The organism is Romboutsia sp. 1001285H_161024_C4, from assembly GCF_015550185.1.
Classification (GTDB): Bacteria; Bacillota; Clostridia; order Peptostreptococcales; family Peptostreptococcaceae; genus Romboutsia_C; species Romboutsia_C hominis.
Genome location: NZ_JADNAJ010000002.1, coordinates 23,885 through 49,272 on the forward strand (window position 1 = coordinate 23,885; position 25,388 = coordinate 49,272).

Sequence of the window (25,388 nt, forward strand, 5' to 3'; positions counted from 1 at the left end):
AACATGTAATAAAATAGAGAAAAATGCATTATATTATCAAATAAAAACATTAAAAAATAAAAGAAATTTAATACAATTATCGACAAAATTATACGCTTTTAAAATGATTTTTAAATAAAGTGAATTCAATAAATAGATAGGAAAAATGTGAAAAGTACAAAATGAAATGTGATAAAATACGACAAAATAATACTTAGTAAAATGATTTTATGTCGAAATGAAAATGTTGTAGATTGTAAAAAAATGTAATAAGATTGTCCTGTGAGAAATACGGAAGAATATTCGATGTTGTTAAATATATAAAATATTCGGAGGTATAAATATGTTAAAGAAGAAAAACATGGCTATGGTAATGGCAGGGGTAACAGTAGCTACTTCAGTAGCACCAGCATTTGCTAACGTTGCAGATGAAAATAAAATAACAATGAGAGTAGATTCAAATAACAAAGAAGCTGTAAATGAATTAGTAGGGAATATAAGAAAAGCTTTAAACGTTAAGTTTGAAGATGCAATATCTAAGGCAACAGTTGGAACTAATGTATATGATATAAAGTTAGGTTCTACAGCAATAAAAAATGCAACAGAATTAGAAACAGCTATAAAAGGATTAGCAAAAGGTGCTGAAATAAAAGTAACTGTTAAAGATAAAGGTCACCAAACATTAGATGGAAAAGTTGTTGACTACAAAGTAGACAAGTACGAATCAGTAGATCAAATATTAACAGACCTTATTGGTAAGGGATTAGTAGAGGAACACACTACAGATACAGTAACAGTAAAAGAAACACCATCATCAAAAGATATAGTAACTGTTAAAGTTGGGGATGACAAGTTAGACTTTAATAAGAAAATAGTAGATGAAAATAAAAAATTAGTAGGATTTGAAAAGCAATTAAGTGATATAGTAGTAGAAGATGAATTCGTTGTAACAGTAAAGAATGTTGATGAAATAGATGTAAATGAATTATTTGACGGAGTAAGACTTACTTCAAAAGGTATGGAATTAGTAAAAGCTATGAATGATAAAGCTCTAACGTTTGTATTATCTGATTTACCAGATTTACCAGGATTTAATCCAGAGGGAGATGCTTTAACAAGATTAGATATAACTGTAAAAAAAGGTTCTTATGTTGTTGGAAAAACAACTATAGCAGGTGAATTCCACACAATGAAAGACTTTAAAGCAGTATTAGAAAATAAAGATACACTATTAGTTGGATCATTAGCAGGAGATGATAGATTTGCTACTTCTATAAAAGTAAGTAAAGAAGGATTTGAAGATGGAACAGCTAATGCAGTAGTATTAGTTGGACAAGATGCAATAGTAGATGGATTAGCAGCATCACCATTAGCAGCTAAAGAAAAAGCTCCAATATTATTATCTCAAAAAGCAGGAGTAACTCCTGAAGTAGAAGCTGAAATGTTAAGAGTTCTTGGAATAAATGGATTAGCAGGAAAGACTATATACATAGTAGGTGGAGAGAGCCAAATATCTAAAGAAGCTGAAGCAAAATTAGCTAAATTAGGAACAAAAGTAGAAAGAATATCAGGAGATGACAGATATGCTACATCTTTAGCTATAGCTGAAAAAGTTGTAGAGGGAGAAAAAGCAGGAGCTGAAAAGCCTGCATTCGTAGTTGGTGGAAACGGTGAAGTAGATGCAATGAGTATAGCCGCATATGCTGCACAAACAAAATCTCCAATAGTAGTAACAAATAAAGCTGCTATAACTAAAGAAGCTAAAGAATTTATGGCTAAGAGAGATATGACAATAGTTGGTGGAACTAGTTCAGTATCTGATGAAGTTAAAGCTGAATTAGACGCTATGGATGATGTTAAAAACAATGTAGAAAGATTATCAGGAGCTGATAGACAAGGAACTAACGCTGCTGTTATAAACAAGTTCTATAATGATAAGACTACAAATGCATTTGTAGCTAAAGATGGATACGGAGTAGGAAAGAGCCATTTAATAGATGCTTTAACTGCAGCTCCTTTAGCAGGAAGCCAAAATGCTCCAATAGTATTAGCTACAAATAACTTATCAGTAGATCAAAAAGAAACTGCTGAATTAAAGTTAACAGGTGTTAAGAAGATAGTTCAAATAGGACAAGGAATAGCAAACACTGTAATAGAAAAGATAGTTGAAATAGTAAAATAATTAAAGTGTTAATATAGATAGAACCTACCTCATGAGAGGTAGGTTTTTTATTATAAAGCCTAAACAATAAATTAAATAACTGTTATGATATAATATATTCAATTAAATAATGTAACACAAAAGGGATTATATAAGGAAAAATTAAATGAGGGAAAAAGTATTACCTAGAAGAAAAAGATAATCCAAAAGCAAGTAACATGAAATTGGGATTAGAAGAAATAGTGATAGATGATGTAGTAGTTGGAGATAAGGTAACTACTATAAAAGGAAAGAATTTTACAGATAGTAGTCATGTGTACGTAAATGATAAGAAAGTAGAAACTAAAAGAATAGATTATGATACTTTAGAGATTGATAATGTAGATGGTATAAAAAAAGTATGTGTCAAGCAACTTGGTAGATATGATGGAGAACTTGGAAGCACAAATGAATATATCGTTAAATAAAAGAGCCTTAAATGGGCTCTTTTTTAATGAGTATAATGTAATATAATTAATTAGCATTAAAATAAAAATTAGGGGTACATATTTAGTATTATTAATGAAATAGTCGAATAAAATAAATAAATAATGTCGAAAAATAAGCGAAAATGTCGCTTGAAATAGGTTGATATCGAAATTATTATGAAATATAATGAATATGAATAAAAATTATTTATTAATAAAATAAATTTATTGTGAATCATATGCAGAAACGTTGAAATATAATCTGTACATGGGCACTTAGATTATATGGAGTTAGTAGTGCAACCGGCTAAATTTGATTCTAGGGGTATATCTAGAAATATTTTTAGTCTATTTTTATGAAAAAATATAAAAATAAGGAGATTAAAAATGAATAAACAAGCAGTAAAGTTTATTAAAACAAAAAAAGCATTAGCAATAGGGTTAACAGCTAGTATAGTATCTACAACATTAGCACCAACATTTGCAGATACAACTAAAGATAAAGTGTTAGCAGGGAATGACAGATACAAAACAGCAACAGCCGTATCTAATGAAGGATGGAAAAGTGCTAAAGAAGTAGTAATAGTAAATTCTAGTAAAGTAGCAGATGCACTTAGTGCAACACCATTTGCAACTCAAAAAGATGCACCAATACTTTTATCTAAAAAAGACACATTAGGGGAAGATACAAAGGCTGAATTAGCTAGATTAAAAGCAGAAAAAGTATATATAATAGGTGGAGAAAACTCAGTAAGCCCAAAAGTAGTAGAAGAATTAAAAGCTATGAACATAGCTGTTGATAGAATAAAAGGTGAAGATAGATACGATACTTCATTAGAAGTAGCAAAAGCTATAGATAAAGCTAAAAATATAGAAGAAGTAACAGTAGTAAGTGGAAATAAAGGACTTCCAGATGCTATAAGTGTAGCACCAGCAGTAGGGGATAAAAATATGCCAGTGATACTATCATCTACAGATAGCCTTGGAAAAAGTGAAGAATGGATAAAATCTCAAGGAATAAAAAAATCTTATGTAGTAGGTGGAGTAGTTAGCGATAAAGTAATGAACAAACTACCTAATGCAGAAAGAATAGCAGGAGAAGATAGACACGAAACAAATGCAAAAGTTATAGATAAGTTCTACAGTGATGTAGAAGTTGAAAATGTGTTCTATGCTAAAAGTGGAATGGGAAATGAAGATCATTTAGTAGATGCTTTAGCAGTTGGACCATTAGCAGCTAAGAAAGATTCACCAGTTGTAATACTTGGAAACAAATTACATACAGCACAAGAAGATGCAATAGCTAGAAAAAAAGTTAAAGAAATGGTACAAGTAGGACAAGGAATAAATGAAAACTCTAAAAAAGCATTAAAAGACACTCAAATAAGAGAAACTTTTGTAGTTAAGACAGTAGCTGAATTAGAAGAAGCTTTGAAGAAAGCTAATCATCACGATGTTATAGAATTTAGACCAACATCAACAATAACTCAGGATTTAACTATAAATAGTGACAAGCTTTTAGAAGTTAAATTCTTTGGAAAATATAGCGGAAAAATAACTGTTAAAGCTAGTAGATCTACTGTTGTTGTAGACAAAGATGCTACATTAAAAAATATTGTAGTTGAAGGAAGTGGAGTTGTAGTTGAAAACAACGGAACTATAGAAGGATTTAAACCAGCAGGTGATACAGTATTAGAAGGAAATAAACCAAACCCACCATCAACTGGAGGAGGCGGAGGAAGTACAACTCCAAGACCACCACAAGATACAACAAAGCCTCGTGTATTAAAATCAAATACAAATGAAAAAGCAGTAGTATTAGAGTTTAATGAAAATATAAATAGCAATGTAGATGATATATCAAAAGAAATAAGCGTAATATCAAAAAACGATGCTACTAGCAAAACAAGTATAGAGAAAACAGCATATATAAAAGAAAATAAATTAGTAGTATTATTTAGCGAAAAATTAGAACAAGGTAGTACTATAAAAGTAAATGCTGATGCTATAAAAGATGACAGTAACAACAAAAATGAAGCAATTGAAATAGAATATAAAGAGAATAAAGAATTAAAACTAGAAAATATAGAATTTAAAAAGGATATTCATAAAATAACTGAATATGGTGTATTTGTAAATCCTAGAACAGTTTTAGATGTAGAACAAGTAGGAGAGAATGATGTATATAAGCTAGATGGAGCTAATTTAACAACAGAATTTAGTGCTCTAGGTGATAAGGTATATTATGATGAAACTGGAAGAACAGTAAATACTGGTTTTGTAAACTTTACTGATGTGGTTGATCAAATTATATATATTGAAACAGGAGCAGAAGATAGTGGATACAATGAAGGTAAAGATATTGCACTAGGAAGATTTGAGCTATATGGAAACCTAGAAGATGGAAGTGTTAATCCTGGAATAGTAAATGCTGAAGTTGACTATGCAAGAGAACACAAGAAGTTAAACTCACTAACAATACCGAAAAATCAATACCCTGGTAATATAAACGTATATGTTGTAAAGCCAGATGTAAAGCCTCTTATTGAATCAAAATATGATCCAGGAGTAGTATTAAAAGAAGAACAAAAAATTATCGATAAGACTTCAATAGGCGTTGCTTCAATACCAAATATTACTGATATAGAGTCATTAAATTATACTATAACAAATCAACAAAAAAATATAAATGGAAATGTTATAAAGGATGATTTTGGAACATTAAATTCTATAGTTTTAAAAAAGGCTACAGAAAATGATGCTAAAGTTACTATAAAAGGATTAGATATTGTGACTCATATGGGTCAAAGTAATCAAAGAAGTAGTATCACTTACACTACATCTAACACGAGTCATAAAGGTATATTAGAAAAATATATAGGTGATAGAGTATTAGAAAAAACATCTACAGAATCAAGTGGAAAAATTAATTTAGATGGTCTAGATATAGATATACTTGGATTTGCAGAGTTTTTCAAAAAACAGAATATAGAGAATGAAAAATATCCAATGCCAGAAGGTACGGAGATAAAATATATAAATATGATATTTACTTTAGAAGTTAAAGTGGGTGAGAGAACTGAAACTGAAAAAGTAGGTATAATCTGGAATCCATTAGCAAAGGATGCACAATAATAGATTCAAATTAAAAATATATTAAGACAAAGAAGGGACATCATTGATGTTCCTTTTTTATTAAGAAATAATTATAAAAAAGTTCCAATTCTAACAATAAATGACAAAAAACGACAAAGTAAATATGTATAATATACCTTGGACTTAAAAAATATATACAACTTGTAGGAGGATTATATAATGGCAAAATTAATAAATTGTAAAAGCTGCGGTAATGAAATAGCATCTAACGCAAAAGCGTGTCCTAAATGTGGGGCAAAAAATTCTAAACCATTTTATAAAAAGATATGGTTCTGGGTTTTAGTTGTAATAATAATAGCTGCAATTGCAGGATCTGGTTCAAATAAACCAAAATTAGTTTCAGAAGATAAACCTATAGTAACAAAAGAAGAAAAAAGTAATAAAGAAGAAGTATTCAATATAGGAGATACTATTGAATTAGATAAATTTAAAATAACAGTAAATGAAGTAAAAACTACAAATGGAAGTGACTTTATAAAGCCACAAGAAGGTAATGAATTCTTATACGTAGATGCAACAGTAGAAAATATATCAGATAAAGAACAAACTGTATCATCTGTACTAATGTTTAAAGTAGTAGATAAAGATGGAAGAGCTATGAAACAAACTATAGTGGAAAATGCTAATGGTCAACTAGATGGAACAATAGGACCAGGAAGAAAAATAACTGGAGAATATGTAGTTGAAGTTCCTAAAGATGCAACAGGATTAGAATTACAATTTGATAGCTCATTAGCAGGGAACCAAGTAGTAGTTAAACTTAAATAAATACATATTAAAATGCAATAAATAAAAAAGAAGGTCAAAATATCTTTAACCTTCTTTTTTTATTTATAAAGTTAATTGAAAAATAAATATAAATTTAAAAGTAGTATAAAAGGTTATAAATTAACAAGTGAGATATTAGGGGAATTTATAAAACAAAAAAATTGATAGAGATATACACATACAATACACTACACTATAACTAGTGTAAGTATATTAAATTTAAATATATGCATAGGCTAAAAGACTAATACAAAAATCTAAGTATTAGTCCTTTTAGTTTGTAAAAATAAAACATATACATTTTATGTAGGTAATACAAATGGAGAAATAAATTAAGATATGGGAAAAAATATCGACAAAAATAATGTAATATAAAATATTTTTAAAATTAAATATTTTAAAAATAAAAAATAACAAAAATAAATAAAAAAACTGACAAATAGAAAAATGTAGAAAAAAATAGAAAGTTCAAAATAACAAAAAATACATATATTATTGACGCAAAATGTAGGAATAAAAATGTATAAAATATGTTGAAGATATAATATGATTATGTTGTGAGAAATGCGAGAAATTATATTTACGGAATTATACATAGTAAAGAGATGTGATTTAAATATAATTATTTGGGGAGGCAAAGCAATATGATGAAAAGAAAAATGGCTGTAGCTATGGCTGGTGCTATGGTAGCAACAACTGTTGCACCTGTAGTATCTCAAGCTATGGAGCAAAAAGCACTACCAGCGGGGGCAATAGACTTAGCAGATGCGGAAGCTAAGGCTGAATTAATGAAAACAGTAAAAGGATACTTAGATAAGACTTATACTGAAAATGAAGATATGTTATTAGATGCTGATAATGCAGGAAAATGTGCATATACAGTAACTGTTAAAGGTAAAGTAGCAGCAAACTATGCTGAATTCGTAGCTATAATGGATACAGTTAAAGTAGGTGACGAAGTAAGAATATCTATAGAAGATAAAGGTTCTAGAGAAGTTTCTGGAGAATTAGTAGATTGGGATAACTATGCTTACAGTGCAGAAACTAATACAGATAGCATAGACAAAATGGTAAATGAATTATCTACTGATATAGCAGCAGGATTAACTCCATCAGCAAGCAATGGATTTACATCAATAGTAGTTCCAGATGCATCTAATTTATCTAATGTTATAAAGTTAGAAGCTGGAGACATTGTGCCTGAAAAAAATGGTGATAAAGTTGATTTAAAGGATGCTAATCATGATGTCAATGGAGATGGAAATCTAGGTACAAAGATATTATCATTAGGATTAAATGATGCGATAAGAGATTTCTCTAAGCCATTAAAGAATTCTTCAGGATATATATATGACTTCGAAGCTGCAAGAATAGCGGTGAAAGAGAAAGAAACTATAAAAGATATAGAGGTTGAGTACACTGCAACTGAGGGAGCAGTAAAGAAAACTTTAAATGCATCTGAATTAATAAAAGAAGGAAGATACACTAGAGAAGGAAATGAGTTAGCTAAAGAATTATATACAGTTGATGGAGAAAAATTAACTGATATATATGGTAATAAATTAGCATTACAGTATGTTGGTAAAAGTGCTGTATCAGCTAATGAATTAATAGCATCAAAAGATATAAAAGAAGATAAAATAACTATATCAGGTCAAGAAGAAAAAATGTATAATGTAAATGTTTCTGATGTGAAAACAGTAGATTCTAAAACTAGTGAATTTAAAATAACTGTATCTGCAGGTCTTGGATATGCATATGAAAATAAGTTAGACCTAAAAGCTAAAGTTGAGATAGCTGCTGGTTCATCAACAGCACAAGATTTAGTAGAGGGTAATAATGTTGAGTTTGATGAAACTAAGTTAGCTGAGTTAACTTTCACAGGAACATTCGATGAAGTTAAAGAGTTATATGCTCAAATAGCTACAGGAAATACTATAAACAACCCAAGAACTGTTACTACTGGAGATTTCACTACTACATTAGCAGGAACTGATAGATATGAAACTGCTATAGAAGTAAGTAAATCTGCAAATGCAGGAACAAATAATAATGTAGTTTTAGTATCAGGAGAATCTTTAGCTGATGGATTAACTGCTACTCCATTTGCAAAAGCATTAGGAAATGCTCCAATATTATTAACTCAATCTGGAAAATTAACAGAATCAACTAAGGATGAAATAAAGAGATTAGAAGCTAAGAATGTATACATAGTAGGTGGAGAAAACTCTGTATCTCCTGCTGTTGCAGAAGAATTAGCTAAAATGAGAGTTAAAGTAGATAGAGTTAAAGGTGACGATAGATGTGATACATCTTATGAAGTTGCTAAGAGAATAGCTACTTTAACTAAGAATGTTGACGAAGTATTCGTAGCTCAAGGATATGCTATGGCAGATGCTTTATCTATATCAGCAGAAGCTGCTAAGAAAACAGCTCCAATAGTATTAACTGAAAAAACTTCTATGAGCAAAGATATAGAAACATTCATAAGAACTAACAATGTAGTAGAAGCATTCGTAGCTGGTGGAGATAACACTATAGCTCCTGAGTTAGTTAAGGAAATAGATAAAGTTTCTGATAAAGTAACTGTATTTGCTGGAACTGACAGACAAGACACAAATGCTAAGGTTTTAAGACATTTTGGTTCTGATGAGCAAAAAGCTGTAGTAGTTAAGTCTGATGACAAAAACTTAGTAGATGCTTTAGCTGCAGGTGTATACGCTGCACAAACAGATAGCCAATTAGTTATAGCAACTGATAATTTATCTGCATCTCAAAAGATAGCTATAGAAGATACTGCTCATGCAACTAAAGACAATAAGACTACTGTTCAAGTTGGATACGGAGTATCTGAGAAAGTTATAAAAGTATTAAAGTCTGTATTTAAGTAAAATATAGAATTAATACTAGAATATAAAGAGTACTAGATATTCTAGTACTCTTTTATTTTTCAATATATTATGGAGGGGAATATTATGAAAAAAAGACAAAAGATAGTAGCATATTTACTAGCTGCTGCTATGATGGCTCCAATAGGAACTAGTGTATATGCAGCTACTAGTGTTACAACAGACGAATTATCAGGAACTGATAGATATAAAACTGCTGTTGAGGTTAGTAAGGATGGATGGAGTAGTGCTACTGATGTAGTTTTAGTAAATGGTTCATCAATACCAGATGCATTATCTGCTACTCCTTATGCAAAGTCTAAAAATGCTCCAATTCTTTTAACTGAAAAAGATTCATTAAATGCAGATACTAAAACTCAGTTAACTAAGTTAAGAACAACAAGAGTACATATAATAGGTGGAAAAAATACTGTATCTGATAATGTAGTCAAACAGTTACAAGACATGGGCATAACTGTAGAAAGAACTTATGGTAATGATAGATATGAAACTTCTTTAAACGTTGCGAAGAAGATGGATGCAAGTAAAGACATTACAAAGATAGCTGTAGTAAATGGTGATACAGGATTACCAGATGCTATAAGTGTAGGAGCTCCTGCTGCTATGAATGGTATGCCTATAATACTTGCTCAAAAGAGTAGTATACCATCAGAAACTAAGAAGTGGATAGATGAAGAAAAATTAACTAAGTCTTATGTTGTTGGTGGGCCTAACACTATAACTGATGCAGTTAAAAATCAATTACCTAACAATGAAAGATTAAGTGGTACTACTAGAAACAAGACTAATGCTGCTGTTATAGAAGAATTTTATACAAGTAAAAATTTACAAAATGTATATGTAGCTACTGATGGTTCCAAAAAGCAAGATGAGCTTATAGATGCATTAGGTGTTGGTGCCCTTGCAGCCAAAAAAGGTCAACCTGTACTTTTAGTTGCTAGTAGTTTAGATAGTGACCAAAAGAGTTTATTAGAGAAGAAAGAGTTTAACAAAGTAACTCAAGTTGGTGGGAAAGTTTCTTCTTCTGTTATAAATGAAGTAAAGAAAACACAAGAGCCAGTAGTTGAGTATGCGAATGTAACAGGTGTGAAAGTTGTTGATTATAAGACACTTGAAATAACTGGTACTAATTTAGATAAATTAACTAAGTCAAGCTTTAGCTTAAGTGGAAACACTGTATTATCATATGAAGGAAGTGATACAAAGGCTACTTTAAAGTTTGATAAGGCATTTAGTGATGGTACATCTACTTTAAAGGTTGAAAAAGGTGATGGAACTACTACAAGTCATAATTTTACATATAGTTCAGCTATAAGCTCTGTTCAAGGTGCTACAACTAAAGTAAATGTTAATGGAGTTCAGTACTTAGAAGTAGCTATAAATGGTGGGCAAAAGGTTACTACTTCATATTTAAAAGAGAATGGATGGACTGTTGAGTTTAAGGCTAATAAAACTGTATTTGATAAGAATGGAGTAGCTAGTAATACATCAGATACTGGAAAATTAGTTACAGAGCTAAATGGTACTGTATTAGGAGCTCAAAATGACTTTAACTACGAAATAAAATTAACTAAGGGAACTACAGAAATAAAGACTACAAGTCCTGTATACGTTACAGTAGTTGATAAGACTTTAAATTTATCTGCTATAACATCTTTTAGTGTGGAAGTTGGAAGTGGAGCTAATGATACTGGAGCTATAACTAGCAATAAGATGGTTACAGGTGAAACAGCAACTATAACTAATGTAAAAGGTACTAATTTATTTGGAATAACTAATGTTGGTGTAAATGGATTTACTGTTGAATCTTCAGCACCTGGAGTTATAACTGTAAATGAAAATAACACATTAACTGCAAATGCTACAGGTACAGCTACCATAACTGTAAAAAAAGGAGATGTTAGAAGAAGTATAAATATGACTGTTGTTGATCAGCCTCGTTATGCAAATAATATAACATTTTCTAAGAGTAGTGTTAATATATTAGATAAGGAAAATAGTAATACTACAATAATAAATGCAGTTGTTAAAGACCAATATGGAGATTATATAAATACAAGTAATGCAGGACTAACTGTTGAAAATGCTACAGTTTCTGTGATAAGTGGTCAAACAACAACTAAAGAAGATTTAGCTAGTGCTACTTTAAGCAAAGTTAGTCAGGATAAGAAAGGTAACTATACATTGACTATAACTGAGTTAGCAGATGGAACTACTGTTAAATCTGGAACTGGTAACTTAGTTATAAAAAGAGGAACTAATCAAGTTTCAACAATAAGCGTTAAAGTTGATGTAAAAACAAATACTACTGTAAATTCTCGTAATTTAGAATTAAAGAATGGTTTAGATTTTGTTTTAGATAAGTATGCCATATTAGGCGATAATTCAATAACATTAAATTATAATCAATATAATAATCAATCTTGTTTTATAGCTTCAGAAATGATACAACTTCCAAACTCTGCCACAAATGATCAATATTATGTTAAGTCTTCAAATACAGATGTAATAACTGTAACACCTACTGATGGAGGAAGTGCAAGTTCTGATATAACTGTTACTGCTGTTGGTGCAGGTAGTGCATATGTGGAAGTCTACAAGAAGGGAACTACTAATAAGATTACTTCTCAGCTTATAACTGTAAATGATTCTACTCCTAAGATATCTGATGTTGTTATAAATGATATACCAAAGATAGTTAAAGCTACTAATTTCGATGTTAGAGATTTATTTAGCATAACAGGTTCGGGTAATAATGAATTAGTTCATGGTGTATCTGTATTAAATTCGTCTAAGGAAGTTAGAGTAGATACTAGTGATGATGACAATGTTATTTTCTATATAGAAAATGGAAGTGTTGCTGGATATGGTAGTGGAGATGATTTATTAGCTACTATAGAAGTTAAGACTGACATAACTGGGGTTAGTGTAGCAGCTGGAGGTACTGTTAATTTAGAGGCTGGTAAAAAGGGTAATATAATAGTTAATATGTATCATGGTGCTAAAGAAAGTAATGAAAATCCATTTAAGGTTAAGGTTATAGCTGTGGATATACCAGCAAGCTAATAGAATATTTTAAGTTTATATAAATAAGTTGTAGTTTTTACTACAGCTTATTTTTTTAAACGATTACATTAATTTGATAGTTTGAATACTATTAAGATAAGAAATTAACAAAAAATAAATACTAAAGAATATATAAAAGAATCTAATTTAAGAGGTTCTTTCTCTAGGTATTTTGTGATATACTTTTTAGGTTAGGGGGTGAGGAAAATGGTTTTATAAAATATAATTATTAATAGGGGGAGAAAAATTGAATAAAGTACAAAGACTTATAACATTAATATTTATAATATTAATGACTACAAAATCAAGCGCTATAAACATAAAAGAATTCGTTGATAAAGACATATACAACACATCAATAAAAATAAGCCAAGAAATCCAACAAGAAAAACAGATACAATAATATTAATAAACGAAAAATCAGCAGTAGATGCAATCATAGCAACACCATTAGCCACAATACATAACGCACCAATGCTACTTATCAATAAAGACAACATACCAATACAAATAAAAAACGAAATTATAAAAATAAATCCTAAAAAAATAATCCTAATAGGTAAAGATCATACAATACCACAAAAAGTAGTAGATGAAATAAAATCAATAATACTAAATATAAAAATTGATAGAATAGGCGAAAATAGTATATATGAAACTTCATATATAATAGACCAAAAGATACATGATGAAAATAATATAGAAGAAATATATATAGGAAATGTATATGATGAAGACGATCTACTATCAATAGCACCAGTAGCAGGGAATAAAAAACAGCCTATAGTGATAACTCAAGAAGATAAATTAGATGAAAAAATGTGTACTTGGTTAAGTGATAAAAATATAAAAAATGTATATTTTTAAAGTTAAAATGTATAATTAAACAATATAAGTAAAAGCCAGGTATATACCTGGCTTTTATCTATACATTTCATACATAAGATTGACTTTCATATAAAGGTCTTTCTTTTCTTCAGAACTAAAATTATCACTAGAAAAAACTACACTAGCAACTTCCATTATCTTATCAAAGTCCTTAGTAGTAGGTTTTTCACCTTCAAATTTAAGAAACTTACATTCACTAAACATAAAAAATCCCCCTGAGTTTATTATTATAATTAAAATTGTTTAAAATGACATCAAATAACTAAAATAACAAAAATTCAAATAAATAGTATATATAGTGCAAAGGTTCGTAAATATACAGAATATATGTTTCGCACTAAGCTGAAAAATTAGCCACGCTTTGCGTAGCCTATTTTAATGAATCAAAATAAAGTGTAGATAGCTCTTTAAATAGCTTGTCCTTTTCATCTCTACTAATATCTTTATCTTTAAAGAATCCTTCAACAAAATCTAAAAATTGGTCTTTTATATCTATATTAATATCTCTGTCTTCATTTATACATAGTAAGTAATCTAAAGATACATTAAAGTACAGGGCGAAATCTCTAAGTGCTTCTGTTTCTGGCTTTCTCTTGTCGTTTTCATATTGAGATATTGCTGACTTTGTGAATGTATAACCATATATCTTATTAAAATCATCTACTAACTCTTGTTGTTTTAGACCTTTTTGAATCCTAAGTTCTTTAAATCTTTGTCCAAAAGTCATTTTAAATCCACCTCACCATACTTAAAGTATAGTATAAAGTTTCGTTGGTGTAAACTAAAAAACAAATATTAGAAAAAAATATTAAAAATGTATTGAAAGTTAACGTAAATAGAACTACAATTTAATTAAAGATAACAAAAATAAAACTAATTAACGAATACAAAACTTAAAGGGGGATTTTATGTATAGTAAGTTAAATATTAGAGTCCTTAGGTTTAATCCAATTAAGGATGTAGATAAGATTATATTTAATCATTATCTTATGAGGAGGGTTAATGCTAATAATATTTACAAAAAACTTGAAGCTGGGTATTTTACATTTACTATAAGTGGGGCAGTTAGTGAGCTTGGTTTTTCTAAGGGTAAGGTGCAAAGATTAATTAAAAGCTTTGTAGAGTTAGGTATTATTAGTAGGGTAGTTAAAGGCAATAAAACTAATAAATGTTCTATATATAAATATATAACTGACTCTAGGTATGATACTAAAATTGATACAAAAATAATAACTAAAAATGATAATGATACAAATTTAAGTGAAATATTATATATTAGTGATTTTAAGGATTTAGGGGATAAGGATTTTAAAGATTATTTAGATATTGATACTAATAATGATAATAAATGTGCAACTAAAGAAGGTAACTTAGAAAAAGATAATATAAATAAAAAAATAAATAATATATGTATTGATGTAATTGCTTATTTTAATAAAACCTGTAAAAAGAATTTTAAACCAACCACCAATAAAACAAAAAGCCTTATTAAGGCAAGGGTAAATGAAGGATTTGAGTTAGAAGATTTTAAGAAAGTTATAGATATTAAGTCAAAACAATGGATGTATAGTGATATGCAAAAATATTTAAGACCTGAAACTTTATTTAGCAATAAGTTTGAAGGGTATTTGAATGAAGAAATTTTAAATTATTCAAAAGAAGAGTCTGATGAAGAATGGGAAATTGAATTTGATTATTAGGGGGAACTATGAAGAAGTTTGATGCTATTAATATAGAGCAAAGTATTATTGGGAGCTTAATAAGTGATAATACATTAAATTTTAAGCTAGAGGAATTATATGAGGATTTATTCACTATAAATATTCATAAGTATATTTTAAATGTTATGAAAGTTTTGTATAAAAATAATATGGCTATTGATATTCAAAGTGTATATACAAAGCTTAAGGACAGAGATATTAATATAGAGATAAGCTATTTAACTGATATGGTAGCTATTGGAGAAAATTATTCTATAGATAGTCATATTAGAATTTTAAAGGACAAGTATTTAAGAAGAGAGATTATCAAAAATTGTACTAATCTTTTTCAAGACCTAGGTGATGATGAAGATATGGATTTGGTTGTATATAATTTTGAGAAAAGAATGAGGGAAATTTTAAATAAAAATACGAAAAATTATAATGATAGTGTCAAAGATATTTGTGAAAACTTACTTTATTATTTAGAAAATGATGGGGATATGGGAATAAAGTTTGGTGTTGAATATTTGGACAATATTATAGGTGGACTTTTTAAAGGAGAGCTTACAACTATTGCTGCAAGAAGTGGTGTTGGAAAGACTGCTCTAGCTCTTCAGATTATGTTAAACTGTGTTTTTCAAAAGAAAAAGGTATTATTTATTAGTAGGGAAATGAGTAATGAGCAAGTTTTTATGAGAAATATTACAAAAAAGACTGGAATTAGCACCAAGAAAATGAAGAATAAGCAATTAGAAGAAGATGAGTGGAAATTGGTTATAGATACTTTTAAGGAGTACTCTAGTCAAAACTTAATGTATATAAATGATAAGATAAGCACTATTAGTGCATTAAAAAGAAGGATAAGGGAGTTAGAGCCAGATTTAGTTATTATAGATTATGTTCAGCTTATGAATGTTGAATCTACTATGCAAAATAGAGAAAGAGAAGTGGCTAGTTTGTCTAGGGAACTTAAAAATATAACTTTAGATTTTAATATACCTGTTATTCAGCTTAGTCAATTAAATGATGAGATGAAGGACTTTAGACCTTGGGGAGAGCGACCTATGAGAGATAGTAAGGCTATATTTCACGATAGCAACAATGTAGTATATATTCATGAGCCTGTTAATTCTGATTTTGAGGATGCTATAAAGACTATAGGTACAAGTAGGGATAAGGTTATAAATTCTAGGAAAAATGGAATAAAGCTAGTTGATTTAATAGTTGCAAAGTGTAGAGATGGTGAAACAGGATATAGGCATTATTGCTATAATGGAAGAAGACTTCATTTTCAGTCTATTAATTATTAATGTTACTTAGTAGAGGAAAAATAAAAAGGAGCTAGCCTCTATTTAGAGACAGCCCCTATATTTTTAGAGAGTTCACTAATACTATCTGTTAGTTTAGTTAGCTTTCCTTCTATTCTAACTAATAAATACATAGAAAGAGCAATAGGAAAGCCAACATTAGCAATCAGATTTTGCAAGTTTTCTTCCAACTAATTATACAACTAAGTCGTATTCAGTAGTATCAGTTTGAACTGCCTTAGCATCTACTAAAGCAGCTAATTCCTCTCCATTTACAATAAATACACCTTTTGATAAAACTAAAGTCATAGCAGACTTTATCTCAGATTCAGTTAGATTTTCTCTAGGATCATCTACTGATAAAGAAATATTTTTTCCATTTGAAGTTTTAAAAGTCATTACAAGTTTCTTTTTTATTTCCATAATATATCCCCCTAATTTTAATAATTAAATTTTTTAAATAACATATAAAATAAGTAATTTTATTCTGATAAGGTATTAGTGTCTATTTTAGATACACTTAAAAGAGTATTAGATTGAAGTGATGAAATTGCTGCTGCAACATCATATACATCTTGGTCTAGTGCATCTGGTGATATATTAGCATAAGTTTTACTTTTAACTATGCTTTTTCCAGTCTCATCATCCTTTCCACAATCATATCTTAATTTAAGTCCTGATGGGTTTTTAGTTACTACTACTGCCATAATAATCCTCCTTATATTCTTAGCAATTAGCTAAGTTATTTTAGCAAGTTGCCTTGCTTATACTTATATAATAGGTGAGAAAAATTATATGTAGTTATAATGTAGGTTGACAACTTATGTAATGGATATATGTTTCTCAAATACTTTTGTGGAAAGAGGTATTTAATGACACTACTATATAAATAGAAGGAAAAAGTAAGGAAAATAATAAAAAACAGGAGGAAAGTATGATAAGAGAAGACTTAGAGGCTTTATATGAGTTAGTTGGTGAAGAAGTATATTTAGAGATATGCAAACTATATGGAGGGAACAGTTTATATGTTCCAACTTATAGTAGCGCTATAAGGGATAAAAGGAATGAAGAAATTATTAAAAGATTTAATGGAGTTAATGCATCTATATTAGCTAGGGAATATAAAATGAGCGTTAATCATATAAGAAGAATAGTTAAATGTGGTTAAGAATTAGAAAAATATTTGTGAATAATGTTTGAAATGATAAAGTTAGAAATTGAATCTTTTGTTCAAAAATGTAGTGATTTCAAATAAAAAGGGGAAAGGTGTCGAAAAAAGGGGATAGCTTTAGCTATGTAATGGCAGTATATAGAGAAATTAAAATGTAAAAAAATGGATTTGAATGTTAGAAAATGTCGAAAAAAGGGGGCTTCGCAAATTTGAAATATTGGCTAAAATCATTGAAATAAATATTTTCCTGGACTATGATTAATCTTGTGAGAGATACAAAGACCTGAGAGATGTTAAAATAACATAAATCGGAGGGAAATATTATGAAAAAAAGAAATATGGCTATAACAATAGCTGCAGTTAGTGCGGCAACTTCAGTAGCGCCAGCCTTAGCTTTTGCTGATACTTTAGATAATCAAGTAATAGCTTCTACTGATGCTAACGCAGTTAATCAATTAAAAGGGGAAATACAAGGATTTTTAAACACTAAGTATACTAACGAAGCAAATATGTTAAAGGATGTAACATATCAAAATTCAGAAAAACAAAATTTAACAAAAGCTGTAGCAGGACAATGTGTTTATACTATACAAGTAAAATGTGAGAACGCTAAAAATAACATATCTAACTTAACAGATATGGATCAATTAGATGTTGCTTTAGCACAACTAAATAATACAGATAATAGATTTTTAAATATAGAAGTAATAGATAATGGACATAACACAGTTAATGGACAAATAGTTAACTGGAAAGAAGGAAAATACACTCAAGAAGAGGTACAAGCTCTATTAAATACACCATTAGATAAAGAAGCTGCACAAAAAGCACTAGAAACTGCACAACAAAATGCAAAAACAGCAGCAGATGCAGTAACAGCTGCACAAAGTAAAAAAGATGCAGCAGATAAAGCAGTAACAAGTGCAGGAGGTTCAGCTACAACTGAACAAAAGCAAGCTGCAGCAGCTGCAGCAACTGAATTAACAGCAGCGCAAGAAGCAAAAACAGCAGCAGATAAAGCAGTAACAGATGCTCAAGCTGCAGTAGCTAAAGCTCAAAGTAATACAGGTATAGAAGATGTAACAAAAGTAGATGATAATACTGTATCATTAACATTAAAAAATAACAAAACTCCATTAGTTATAAAAACAGGAGATACTATACTTAACTTACAAGCTCCTATATATTCTCAAGATAAATCAGGAAGCTACTTAGATAAAGATGGACAAGTAATAGCTGGTGTAACAACTAATGAACAAGCTGCTACTAATGACGATACAGTAGTAACTGGATTTGAAGTTGCGAGAGAAAATTTACAAACAGCTCAAAATGGACAACCAAGTGATTTTGAAGCTAATAGAAACTATGGTGTTGATTATAAAGCAGTTGCAACTACTAATTATAAAGCACAAGACTTATATGATTCTTCAATAGGTAGATTTACAGATGCAGGAAATCAATTATATAAATTTATAAAAGACTACAATGCAACAGCTCCAATAACTTCAGGAAACTTAGCTACTATAGGTGATGTTACAAACGGCACATTAACTATAACATTCCCAGTAGACAAAACTGAAGCAATGAAAAATAGTGTAGCTACAAATGCAGCTGATGGTGCATTTGCTAAAACAGTTATATCAGGAAGCAACAATGATTTAACTGCATTAAAACAAGCATTAACTAACAATGCTCCAATAAAAACATTAGCTGGTGCTGATAGATATGATACAGCGGTACAAGTAAGTAAAGCTGCATTTACAGCTAATAACTCAGCACAAAATGTTGTTTTAGTTTCAGGAACTGCCTTAGCTGATGGATTAACAGCTACTCCATTTGCTGCAAGTAAAAACGCTCCAATATTATTAACAGGAAAAGATAAAGTTAATGATAAGACTATGGCAGAAATAGCAAGAGTATTACCAGCTAATGGAGCTAAAAACGTATATGTTATAGGTGGAGAAAACACTATATCTAAATCTGTTGAAACTCAATTAAAAGCTAAAGGATATACTGTAACTAGAATACAAGGTGACGATAGATACCAAACATCTTTAGCAATAGCTAAAGTTATGGAACCAACATTAAATGGAGACATATATGTTGCTGGTGGATATGCAGAACCAGATGCTATGAGTATAGCACCGATCGCTGCTAGAAGAGGGGCTACTAATCCAATATTATTAGCTAATGATAAAACTGGATTAAGTACAGATCAAATAAATTATATATCAGGAAATAAGGCTGCTAAATCATATATAATAGGTGGTGCTGATAGAGCTCCAGAATCTATAAAAACTCAATTAAAAGATGCTGGTATGACTAATGCTACAGAAAGATTATCAGGTGCTGATAGACAAGGAACTAATGCTGCAGTTATAAAAGAATTTGCTACAGCTGATAATATGAAAAACTTATATGTTGCTAAATCAGATAACCAAGGATTAGTTGATGCTTTATCTGCAGGTGTATTAGCTGGTCAAACTAATTCTCCAGTAGTATTAGCTACTAATGCTGTAAATGCTGAGCAACAATCAGTAATAAAAGCTAAAAACCCAACTATAACAAATAAGACTCAAATAGGTGAAGGTATAGCTGCTCAAGTTTGGTCAACTATAAATAACTTATTCACAAAATAGTATTTGTTTAATATAATTTCATCAATCTTCCTAAAAGAGTATAGACGAAAGTCTATACTCTTTTTAAAGTTGCTTATAGTTAACTTATTTAAGTATAAAACTAGTATAATAGCCATAGCAGCTATTATCGTAATATTTCATGTAGTTACAAGCACATTTAGATGATGGAAAACTTCTTTGAAATAATGAAACAAGAAATGTATTAAAAATTATAGAATTGAATAAGAATTAAAGATTGCATAAAGTAAAAATACTGGAATGAAAATTCATTCCAGTATAAAGTTCAATTTTGTGTCTTAGTACAATAACTAAATAGAGCTCTTTTTATTATCAAAATCATCCAACTGCCCATAAGCACAACAAAGCAACAAATAAAGCTCCTTTTTCCTATCAGCATCCACATTATCATCAACAAAAACCCTACTAGCTAAATTTATCATCTTATCATAGCTATTAGAGTACGACCCTTCAACATCTTTGTCCATAAAAATATCATTAAAAAACATAATAATCCCCCTGTTATAAAACTATATAAAATAAATTAAAATCTCAAATAGAAATTCCTATCTATAAATAATTGTATCACAATATGGAAACAAATGGTAAAAAAATTAAAACAAATGTTTGGTAAAAACAATCACTCATTCCTAGTAAATGATATATAGATACATTAAAAAACAATCTATTGATATATATAGCATTTATAGTTTGTGCTGAAATAAATATTTAAAAGATTAGACATAAAAACTTTAAATAAAGCAAAAAGGCAAAAGTAAAAAATAGTGAAAAACATGGAAAATTATGTTGAAATGATTTTAGTATCTAATAATTACTAGAGTAGATGTTAATATGATTTGAGAAAATCAAAAATTTCAAAAAAATTGTAATTAATTATGGATATAACAATAATAGTTATATCCTTTTTATTTGCTTATACAGATACTTATATAAATTAAGGTTGGAATTTAAATATATTCTAAGCTATTCAATAAGGCAACGTAAATTAAGGTACAGGAAAAATTATAGGAGGTTAAGAATATAGGATAATTATGAGGGATGAAAAATTAGATATATATAGGGGTTTAATTATGATGTATATCATTGGATTTATACATACATTATATTGGTTTCCGAATTTTGGAACTAAAATTAAATCCTTCTTTCTTTTTGAGATGGCAGTTGTATTTTTTATAACTGGAGCAAGTTATTCATTAAGTAATAAAAAATCATATGGTAAATATATTATTTCAAGGATACCTAGAATATTAATACCATATTTTATATTTATAATACTATTTAATATTTTTATGCATGGAATTGTTGGATTTAATTTAATAAATGCTAATATAATGACTATACATTTTGGTTTTGCAATAATAATATTATTAGCACATTTTTGTAAGAATATTAAAAGTGAAAATATAAAAAGTGTAAATTTATTTTTAATTATAGTTTTGACTACAGTGATATTAAGTAATGGGCAAGGTTTTATAAAAATATTTAACTTAGGTGTACAAATGTTACCTAGACTATAAATTTAACAACAGAGAGATATTTAGGTCTTGGAAAAAGAAAGAGATAAATACTTTAAAAAGTAGTGCAAGTGATCATAGAAAGATACTTAAAGATTATAATGAAGAAATAATAAATCAAATGATTATGGTAGTTCAAAGTTGTACAATAGTTTGATATGCGCTTTATTCTGCGAATAATATAGATAATCCTAATATGATATTTACAACTGTATTTGTAATATATGGTATTTTTAGACACAATTATATTATTAATATCAGTGATGAAGGAAAACCAACAGATGTGGTATTAAGTGATACTAGTTTAAAAATAGATGTTTTGTTATGGGTAGTAACATGAATTATTATATTATTATTCTAGTATATAATTTTCATGATAAATAATATAAGGGGAAATAAAATTAATGGAATTAAAGTTATTGATAGAAGAGTTTATAATAAATTATGGACTCATAAGTATTTTTATAATAGTAGCCCTTGAATACGCAAATGCTCCTTTACCTAGTGAGATAGTATTACCATTTGTAGGAATACTAGCATTTAAATTTGATATGAATATATTTTTAGTTATACTAGTATCAATAATCGGTGGAGTATTTGGATCAGTATTAAATTATTATTTAGGATACAAATTAGGGCAACCACTATTATCATTTATAAAAAATAAATATCCAAAAACTAAAAAATCTATAAAAGCATCGTATAGATGGTTAGCAAAATATGAAAAAATATCTGTTATGTTATCAAGATTAGTTCCATTAGCTAGAACTTTTATATCTATAGTAGCAGGTGTTACTAGAATGAATGTATTGCAGTTTACATTGTATTCTGCAATTGGAATATCTGTATGGAATATAGTTCTTATATTAGTTGGCTATTTTATAGGAGATAATATGGATTTAATTGTTAATATAATGAATAAGTACTCTCTAGTAGTAGGAATAATAGGTATTTTAGTAATAGGATTTTATTGGATAACATTAAAAAATAGAAAAGAAAAAGATAGTGATAAATATATAAATCAAGAAGTATAATATACTAAAATAATGAAAAACACTGTAAAATACTTTAATATATAATAATTAGTAAAGTAGGCGTTAAAATTATTAGGAAAAATCAAAAATTTTTAAATAAAATACAAGTAATTATGTATATGGCAATAATAGTCATATCCTTTTACTTGCATATTATATTTGTTTTTATATTTTGTATGGTAAATAATATTAAAGTAATAGCAGAAGGTGTTTAAAATAAAGAGTAAGTAGATATTTTAAAGAATATAGATAATGATAATGTATTTAGATAATGATATTTTTATGCTCAGCCTCAGAGTAAAGAAAATATAAAATTAATAATATGTATAAAAAATATAATAGATAGTAGTAAAAGGGTGGTTTGTAAAAGCCATCCTTTTTTAGATAAACAATGTAAAAAAAAATAGAACGAGCACAAAGGTAAGAAAAATACTAAAACATACAAAAAAATACAAAAAATACAAATAATATCAAAAAAGTGTTGAAATTTTGTAGAAAAGCATATATAAATATATAAATAAAATAATTTTAAAATTAAATTGAATTAAATAAAAATATTTGAATGATAAAATAATTTTGAATTGAGATTAATAAAATGTTATTTAACTAAAAATTTAAAATAGGAAATAGTATTAAATTTAAAAATGCAAGGAACTTAATTATAAAGTAGTATTTGAAACTTAGAGGGGAGAACTGAATGTGATAAAAAATAAGTTTTATAAAATCTTAATAGTAAATATATTACTTGTAATAGTTGCATTAAATTGCAGTATTTTATATGCCAATGAAAAAGATATAACCATAAAGTTAGGGGTATATGATTATGAACCATATTTTTATATTAAAGATGGAGAAGTTAAAGGGTATTATAAAGATATTTTAGATAAGATTATTCATGATGTTAATAAAAATAATACTAGTAATAAAAAGATAAAGGTTGAATATGTAAAAGGAAAGGTATCTTCATTAATCAAAGATTTAGAAGCAGGTAAAATAGACATTATGATGGACCTTCAGTATACAAAGGAAAGAAAAGATAAGTTTATTTATTCTAAAAATTATATTGGAGTAGAGAGAATATCAATTTACACTTATAAAGATTCTGAACCTGAAGATATAAAATATCTAGACAAAAAAAAGGTTGCTTTTATAAAAGAAGAATATGGATCACAATGGTTATTAGATTGTTTACAATCATATAATATAAATCCTATACCTATATGGGTAAATGATTATAAAGAAGCATTACAAAAGTTAGATGACAAATCTGTAGTGGCAACAATTTCCCCATCAGACGAAAATAAACTTGATAGATACAACGAAATTCAGCAGTTTTTATCAGGTCCTGTATATATAGCAGCATCAAAGGATAATAGATGGATTATAGATAAAATTGATAACACTATAGACAATTATACTAAAGAAGAGAAAGAGGAATTAGAAAAGATATATTTTAAATACTTTCACAATAAAATTGCAAAGAAAGAAGTTTTATTATATATAATATCCTCAATATTTATATTATTTATATTAATAAAATATATAATACCAGCTAAAAAGAAAAATAATCTAAGAAAAAAAATAAAAGATGACTTAATAAAAGATAGATATACAGTTTATTATCAACCAATAGTTAATCCTAAAAATGATAAAATTGTAGGATTTGAAGCTTTAATTAGATATATAAATCCTGAAGGCAAAATAGTACCACCACATTTTTTTATAAATGATATTGAAAATAGTAATATGACTGAGGAGTTATCAATATGGGTGTTTAAAACCATATTAAGAGATTATGAGTGGTTTAAATTAAACACAAATCTAAAGGATGAAAAGTTCTATATTTCTATGAACATATCTTTTAATGAGATAAAAAGCAAAAAATTCTTACAAACAGTCAATTCTATAATTGAAATGGATGAGAGTTTTGAGAGTAAAAAGATTGTATTTGAAGTTGTTGAAAATATAGAATCAGAGAATTTAAAAGAAATAAAAAAAGGTATGGAGTTTTTACAAACTAAAAATATAAAAATAGCTTCAGATGATTTTGGAATTAAATATTCAAATCTAGATATATTATCCAAATTTAATTTTGACATGGTAAAAATAGATAAATATTTTATAGATGAGATTAAAAATAACGAATTTAATCATGAGGTTATAATGTTTTTAAGTAAGATATGCAAGCAATATAACAAAAGTATAGTATTAGAAGGTGTTGAAGATAAAGAACAAGTAGACATTATAAAAAACATAGACTATGATAATATATTTATACAAGGATATTTTTATGCAAAGCCTCAGAGAAAAGAGGATATAGATTTGATTAAAATAAGGAAATAACAAAAAGTTAATAAAACAACAATATAAAGCGAAAAGGAGCAGACATTGTCTGCTCCTTTTCAGTGTGAGAAATACTTGAAAAAAGAGATGTTTTAAATTTTTCAAGTATTTACATTATATACCACCTAAACATATATGTCTATATAAAAACTAAAATATATAATATAAAAATTATTAAAAAATAAAATGAGGTATGTAATTAATAGTTTTTACTTATATTAAGTAATTTTGGGATATATGGTATAATAAGGTTATAAATTAAAAA

23 protein-coding genes and 1 riboswitch are annotated in these 25,388 nt (G+C 28.1%); of the genes, 17 read left to right on the top strand and 6 right to left on the bottom strand.

Annotated features, from left to right (window positions below):
• The first annotated feature begins 322 nt into the window (after window positions 1-322).
• The 8 genes from I1959_RS03670 to I1959_RS03705 all read left to right on the top strand — a co-directional run bounded on the left by I1959_RS03670 (window position 323) and on the right by I1959_RS03705 (window position 13,373).
• Window positions 323-2,161 (top strand): cell wall-binding repeat-containing protein, encoded by a 1,839-nt coding sequence (locus tag I1959_RS03670; RefSeq protein WP_195237150.1) that lies wholly within the window; start codon window positions 323-325, stop codon window positions 2,159-2,161.
• A gap of 197 nt (window positions 2,162-2,358) precedes the next feature.
• Window positions 2,359-2,607, top strand: a complete 249-nt coding sequence (locus I1959_RS03675) for a hypothetical protein (protein ID WP_195237151.1) — start codon at window positions 2,359-2,361, stop codon at window positions 2,605-2,607.
• A 234-nt stretch (window positions 2,608-2,841) separates the two neighbouring features.
• A riboswitch (cyclic di-GMP riboswitch) is annotated at window positions 2,842-2,925 on the top strand.
• Between the two features lie 69 nt (window positions 2,926-2,994).
• Window positions 2,995-5,742: a cell wall-binding repeat-containing protein gene (locus tag I1959_RS03680; protein ID WP_195237152.1), complete on the top strand. Its 2,748-nt coding sequence runs from the start codon at window positions 2,995-2,997 to the stop codon at window positions 5,740-5,742.
• Window positions 5,743-5,922: 180 nt separating this feature from the next.
• Entirely contained in the window at window positions 5,923-6,531 is a 609-nt protein-coding gene (locus tag I1959_RS03685; RefSeq protein WP_207733524.1) for a DUF4352 domain-containing protein, read from the top strand.
• 644 nt (window positions 6,532-7,175) lie between these two features.
• Complete coding sequence (locus I1959_RS03690) at window positions 7,176-9,422, top strand: cell wall-binding repeat-containing protein (RefSeq protein ID WP_195237153.1); 2,247 nt, start codon at window positions 7,176-7,178, stop codon at window positions 9,420-9,422.
• A gap of 84 nt (window positions 9,423-9,506) precedes the next feature.
• Window positions 9,507-12,506, top strand: a complete 3,000-nt coding sequence (locus I1959_RS03695; protein ID WP_195237154.1) for a cell wall-binding repeat-containing protein — start codon at window positions 9,507-9,509, stop codon at window positions 12,504-12,506.
• A 247-nt stretch (window positions 12,507-12,753) separates the two neighbouring features.
• On the top strand, window positions 12,754-12,909 hold the full coding sequence (locus tag I1959_RS03700; protein ID WP_195237155.1) for a hypothetical protein: 156 nt from the start codon (window positions 12,754-12,756) through the stop codon (window positions 12,907-12,909).
• 32 nt (window positions 12,910-12,941) lie between these two features.
• Entirely contained in the window at window positions 12,942-13,373 is a 432-nt protein-coding gene (locus I1959_RS03705) for a cell wall-binding repeat-containing protein (RefSeq protein WP_330615170.1), read from the top strand.
• A gap of 54 nt (window positions 13,374-13,427) precedes the next feature.
• Here the strand turns inward: I1959_RS03705 and I1959_RS03710 are convergent, their stop codons facing one another.
• Together I1959_RS03710 and I1959_RS03715 are read right to left on the bottom strand one after the other, a co-directional pair.
• Window positions 13,428-13,598, bottom strand: a complete 171-nt coding sequence (locus I1959_RS03710) for a hypothetical protein (protein ID WP_195237156.1) — start codon at window positions 13,596-13,598, stop codon at window positions 13,428-13,430.
• A gap of 166 nt (window positions 13,599-13,764) precedes the next feature.
• Window positions 13,765-14,121, bottom strand: coding sequence for a helix-turn-helix domain-containing protein (locus I1959_RS03715; RefSeq protein ID WP_092923892.1), 357 nt, complete (start codon window positions 14,119-14,121; stop codon window positions 13,765-13,767).
• Window positions 14,122-14,302: 181 nt separating this feature from the next.
• On the opposite strand from I1959_RS03715, the gene I1959_RS03720 reads away from it, so the two are divergent.
• Together I1959_RS03720 and I1959_RS03725 are read left to right on the top strand one after the other, a co-directional pair.
• Window positions 14,303-15,094: a conserved phage C-terminal domain-containing protein gene (locus I1959_RS03720; protein WP_207733525.1), complete on the top strand. Its 792-nt coding sequence runs from the start codon at window positions 14,303-14,305 to the stop codon at window positions 15,092-15,094.
• An 8-nt stretch (window positions 15,095-15,102) separates the two neighbouring features.
• Window positions 15,103-16,407: a replicative DNA helicase gene (locus tag I1959_RS03725; RefSeq protein ID WP_195237157.1), complete on the top strand. Its 1,305-nt coding sequence runs from the start codon at window positions 15,103-15,105 to the stop codon at window positions 16,405-16,407.
• 38 nt (window positions 16,408-16,445) lie between these two features.
• On the opposite strand, the gene I1959_RS03730 is transcribed toward I1959_RS03725, so the two are convergent.
• Genes I1959_RS03730 through I1959_RS03740 form a run of 3 tightly spaced genes read right to left on the bottom strand, consistent with a single transcriptional unit; the run spans window position 16,446 to window position 17,111 of the window.
• Window positions 16,446-16,595 (bottom strand): YvrJ family protein, encoded by a 150-nt coding sequence (locus tag I1959_RS03730; RefSeq protein WP_092923898.1) that lies wholly within the window; start codon window positions 16,593-16,595, stop codon window positions 16,446-16,448.
• A gap of 4 nt (window positions 16,596-16,599) precedes the next feature.
• Window positions 16,600-16,827, bottom strand: a complete 228-nt coding sequence (locus I1959_RS03735) for a DUF2922 domain-containing protein (RefSeq protein ID WP_195237158.1) — start codon at window positions 16,825-16,827, stop codon at window positions 16,600-16,602.
• A gap of 59 nt (window positions 16,828-16,886) precedes the next feature.
• A complete protein-coding gene (locus tag I1959_RS03740) occupies window positions 16,887-17,111 on the bottom strand; it encodes a DUF1659 domain-containing protein (RefSeq protein WP_092923904.1) in 225 nt (74 codons plus the stop codon).
• Window positions 17,112-17,293: 182 nt separating this feature from the next.
• Here I1959_RS03740 and I1959_RS03745 point away from each other — a divergent pair, with 182 nt between their 5' ends.
• The gene (locus tag I1959_RS03745) at window positions 17,294-17,572 is read left to right on the top strand and encodes a Mor transcription activator family protein (protein WP_330383783.1); all 279 of its coding nucleotides are present in this window, start codon (window positions 17,294-17,296) and stop codon (window positions 17,570-17,572) included.
• Between the two features lie 326 nt (window positions 17,573-17,898).
• Window positions 17,899-20,214: a cell wall-binding repeat-containing protein gene (locus I1959_RS03750; RefSeq protein WP_195237159.1), complete on the top strand. Its 2,316-nt coding sequence runs from the start codon at window positions 17,899-17,901 to the stop codon at window positions 20,212-20,214.
• Window positions 20,215-20,522: 308 nt separating this feature from the next.
• Here I1959_RS03750 and I1959_RS03755 read toward each other — a convergent pair whose 3' ends face one another.
• Window positions 20,523-20,720, bottom strand: coding sequence for a hypothetical protein (locus I1959_RS03755; protein WP_092923913.1), 198 nt, complete (start codon window positions 20,718-20,720; stop codon window positions 20,523-20,525).
• Window positions 20,721-21,263: 543 nt separating this feature from the next.
• On the opposite strand from I1959_RS03755, the gene I1959_RS03760 reads away from it, so the two are divergent.
• From I1959_RS03760 to I1959_RS03780, 5 genes are all read left to right on the top strand, one after another.
• Window positions 21,264-21,749 (top strand): acyltransferase family protein, encoded by a 486-nt coding sequence (locus I1959_RS03760; RefSeq protein WP_092923916.1) that lies wholly within the window; start codon window positions 21,264-21,266, stop codon window positions 21,747-21,749.
• Entirely contained in the window at window positions 21,724-21,903 is a 180-nt protein-coding gene (locus I1959_RS03765; protein WP_166505950.1) for a hypothetical protein, read from the top strand. Before I1959_RS03760 ends, I1959_RS03765 begins: the two co-directional genes overlap by 26 nt.
• Window positions 21,904-21,942: 39 nt before the next feature.
• Window positions 21,943-22,086, top strand: a complete 144-nt coding sequence (locus tag I1959_RS03770) for a hypothetical protein (RefSeq protein ID WP_166505949.1) — start codon at window positions 21,943-21,945, stop codon at window positions 22,084-22,086.
• Window positions 22,087-22,150: 64 nt separating this feature from the next.
• A complete protein-coding gene (locus I1959_RS03775; protein ID WP_195237160.1) occupies window positions 22,151-22,780 on the top strand; it encodes a DedA family protein in 630 nt (209 codons plus the stop codon).
• Window positions 22,781-23,479: 699 nt separating this feature from the next.
• Window positions 23,480-25,123 (top strand): EAL domain-containing protein, encoded by a 1,644-nt coding sequence (locus I1959_RS03780; RefSeq protein WP_195237161.1) that lies wholly within the window; start codon window positions 23,480-23,482, stop codon window positions 25,121-25,123.
• Window positions 25,124-25,388: the final 265 nt, after the last annotated feature.

Excerpts from the sequence above, each read along its gene's own strand:
- I1959_RS03710 (WP_195237156.1), bottom strand. The coding sequence starts at position 13,598 with ATGTTTAGTGAATGTAAGTTTCTTAAATTTGAAGGTGAAAAACCTACT.
- I1959_RS03755 (WP_092923913.1), bottom strand. The coding sequence starts at position 20,720 with ATGTTTTTTAATGATATTTTTATGGACAAAGATGTTGAAGGGTCGTAC.
- I1959_RS03740 (WP_092923904.1), bottom strand. The coding sequence starts at position 17,111 with ATGGCAGTAGTAGTAACTAAAAACCCATCAGGACTTAAATTAAGATAT.
- I1959_RS03715 (WP_092923892.1), bottom strand. The coding sequence starts at position 14,121 with ATGACTTTTGGACAAAGATTTAAAGAACTTAGGATTCAAAAAGGTCTA.
- I1959_RS03735 (WP_195237158.1), bottom strand. The coding sequence starts at position 16,827 with ATGGAAATAAAAAAGAAACTTGTAATGACTTTTAAAACTTCAAATGGA.
- I1959_RS03680 (WP_195237152.1), top strand. The coding sequence starts at position 2,995 with ATGAATAAACAAGCAGTAAAGTTTATTAAAACAAAAAAAGCATTAGCA.
- I1959_RS03720 (WP_207733525.1), top strand. The coding sequence starts at position 14,303 with ATGTATAGTAAGTTAAATATTAGAGTCCTTAGGTTTAATCCAATTAAG.
- I1959_RS03695 (WP_195237154.1), top strand. The coding sequence starts at position 9,507 with ATGAAAAAAAGACAAAAGATAGTAGCATATTTACTAGCTGCTGCTATG.
- I1959_RS03685 (WP_207733524.1), top strand. The coding sequence starts at position 5,923 with ATGGCAAAATTAATAAATTGTAAAAGCTGCGGTAATGAAATAGCATCT.
- I1959_RS03750 (WP_195237159.1), top strand. The coding sequence starts at position 17,899 with ATGAAAAAAAGAAATATGGCTATAACAATAGCTGCAGTTAGTGCGGCA.
- I1959_RS03725 (WP_195237157.1), top strand. The coding sequence starts at position 15,103 with ATGAAGAAGTTTGATGCTATTAATATAGAGCAAAGTATTATTGGGAGC.
- I1959_RS03675 (WP_195237151.1), top strand. The coding sequence starts at position 2,359 with ATGAAATTGGGATTAGAAGAAATAGTGATAGATGATGTAGTAGTTGGA.
- I1959_RS03670 (WP_195237150.1), top strand. The coding sequence starts at position 323 with ATGTTAAAGAAGAAAAACATGGCTATGGTAATGGCAGGGGTAACAGTA.
- I1959_RS03690 (WP_195237153.1), top strand. The coding sequence starts at position 7,176 with ATGATGAAAAGAAAAATGGCTGTAGCTATGGCTGGTGCTATGGTAGCA.
- I1959_RS03760 (WP_092923916.1), top strand. The coding sequence starts at position 21,264 with ATGAGGGATGAAAAATTAGATATATATAGGGGTTTAATTATGATGTAT.
- I1959_RS03770 (WP_166505949.1), top strand. The coding sequence starts at position 21,943 with ATGATATTTACAACTGTATTTGTAATATATGGTATTTTTAGACACAAT.
- I1959_RS03775 (WP_195237160.1), top strand. The coding sequence starts at position 22,151 with ATGGAATTAAAGTTATTGATAGAAGAGTTTATAATAAATTATGGACTC.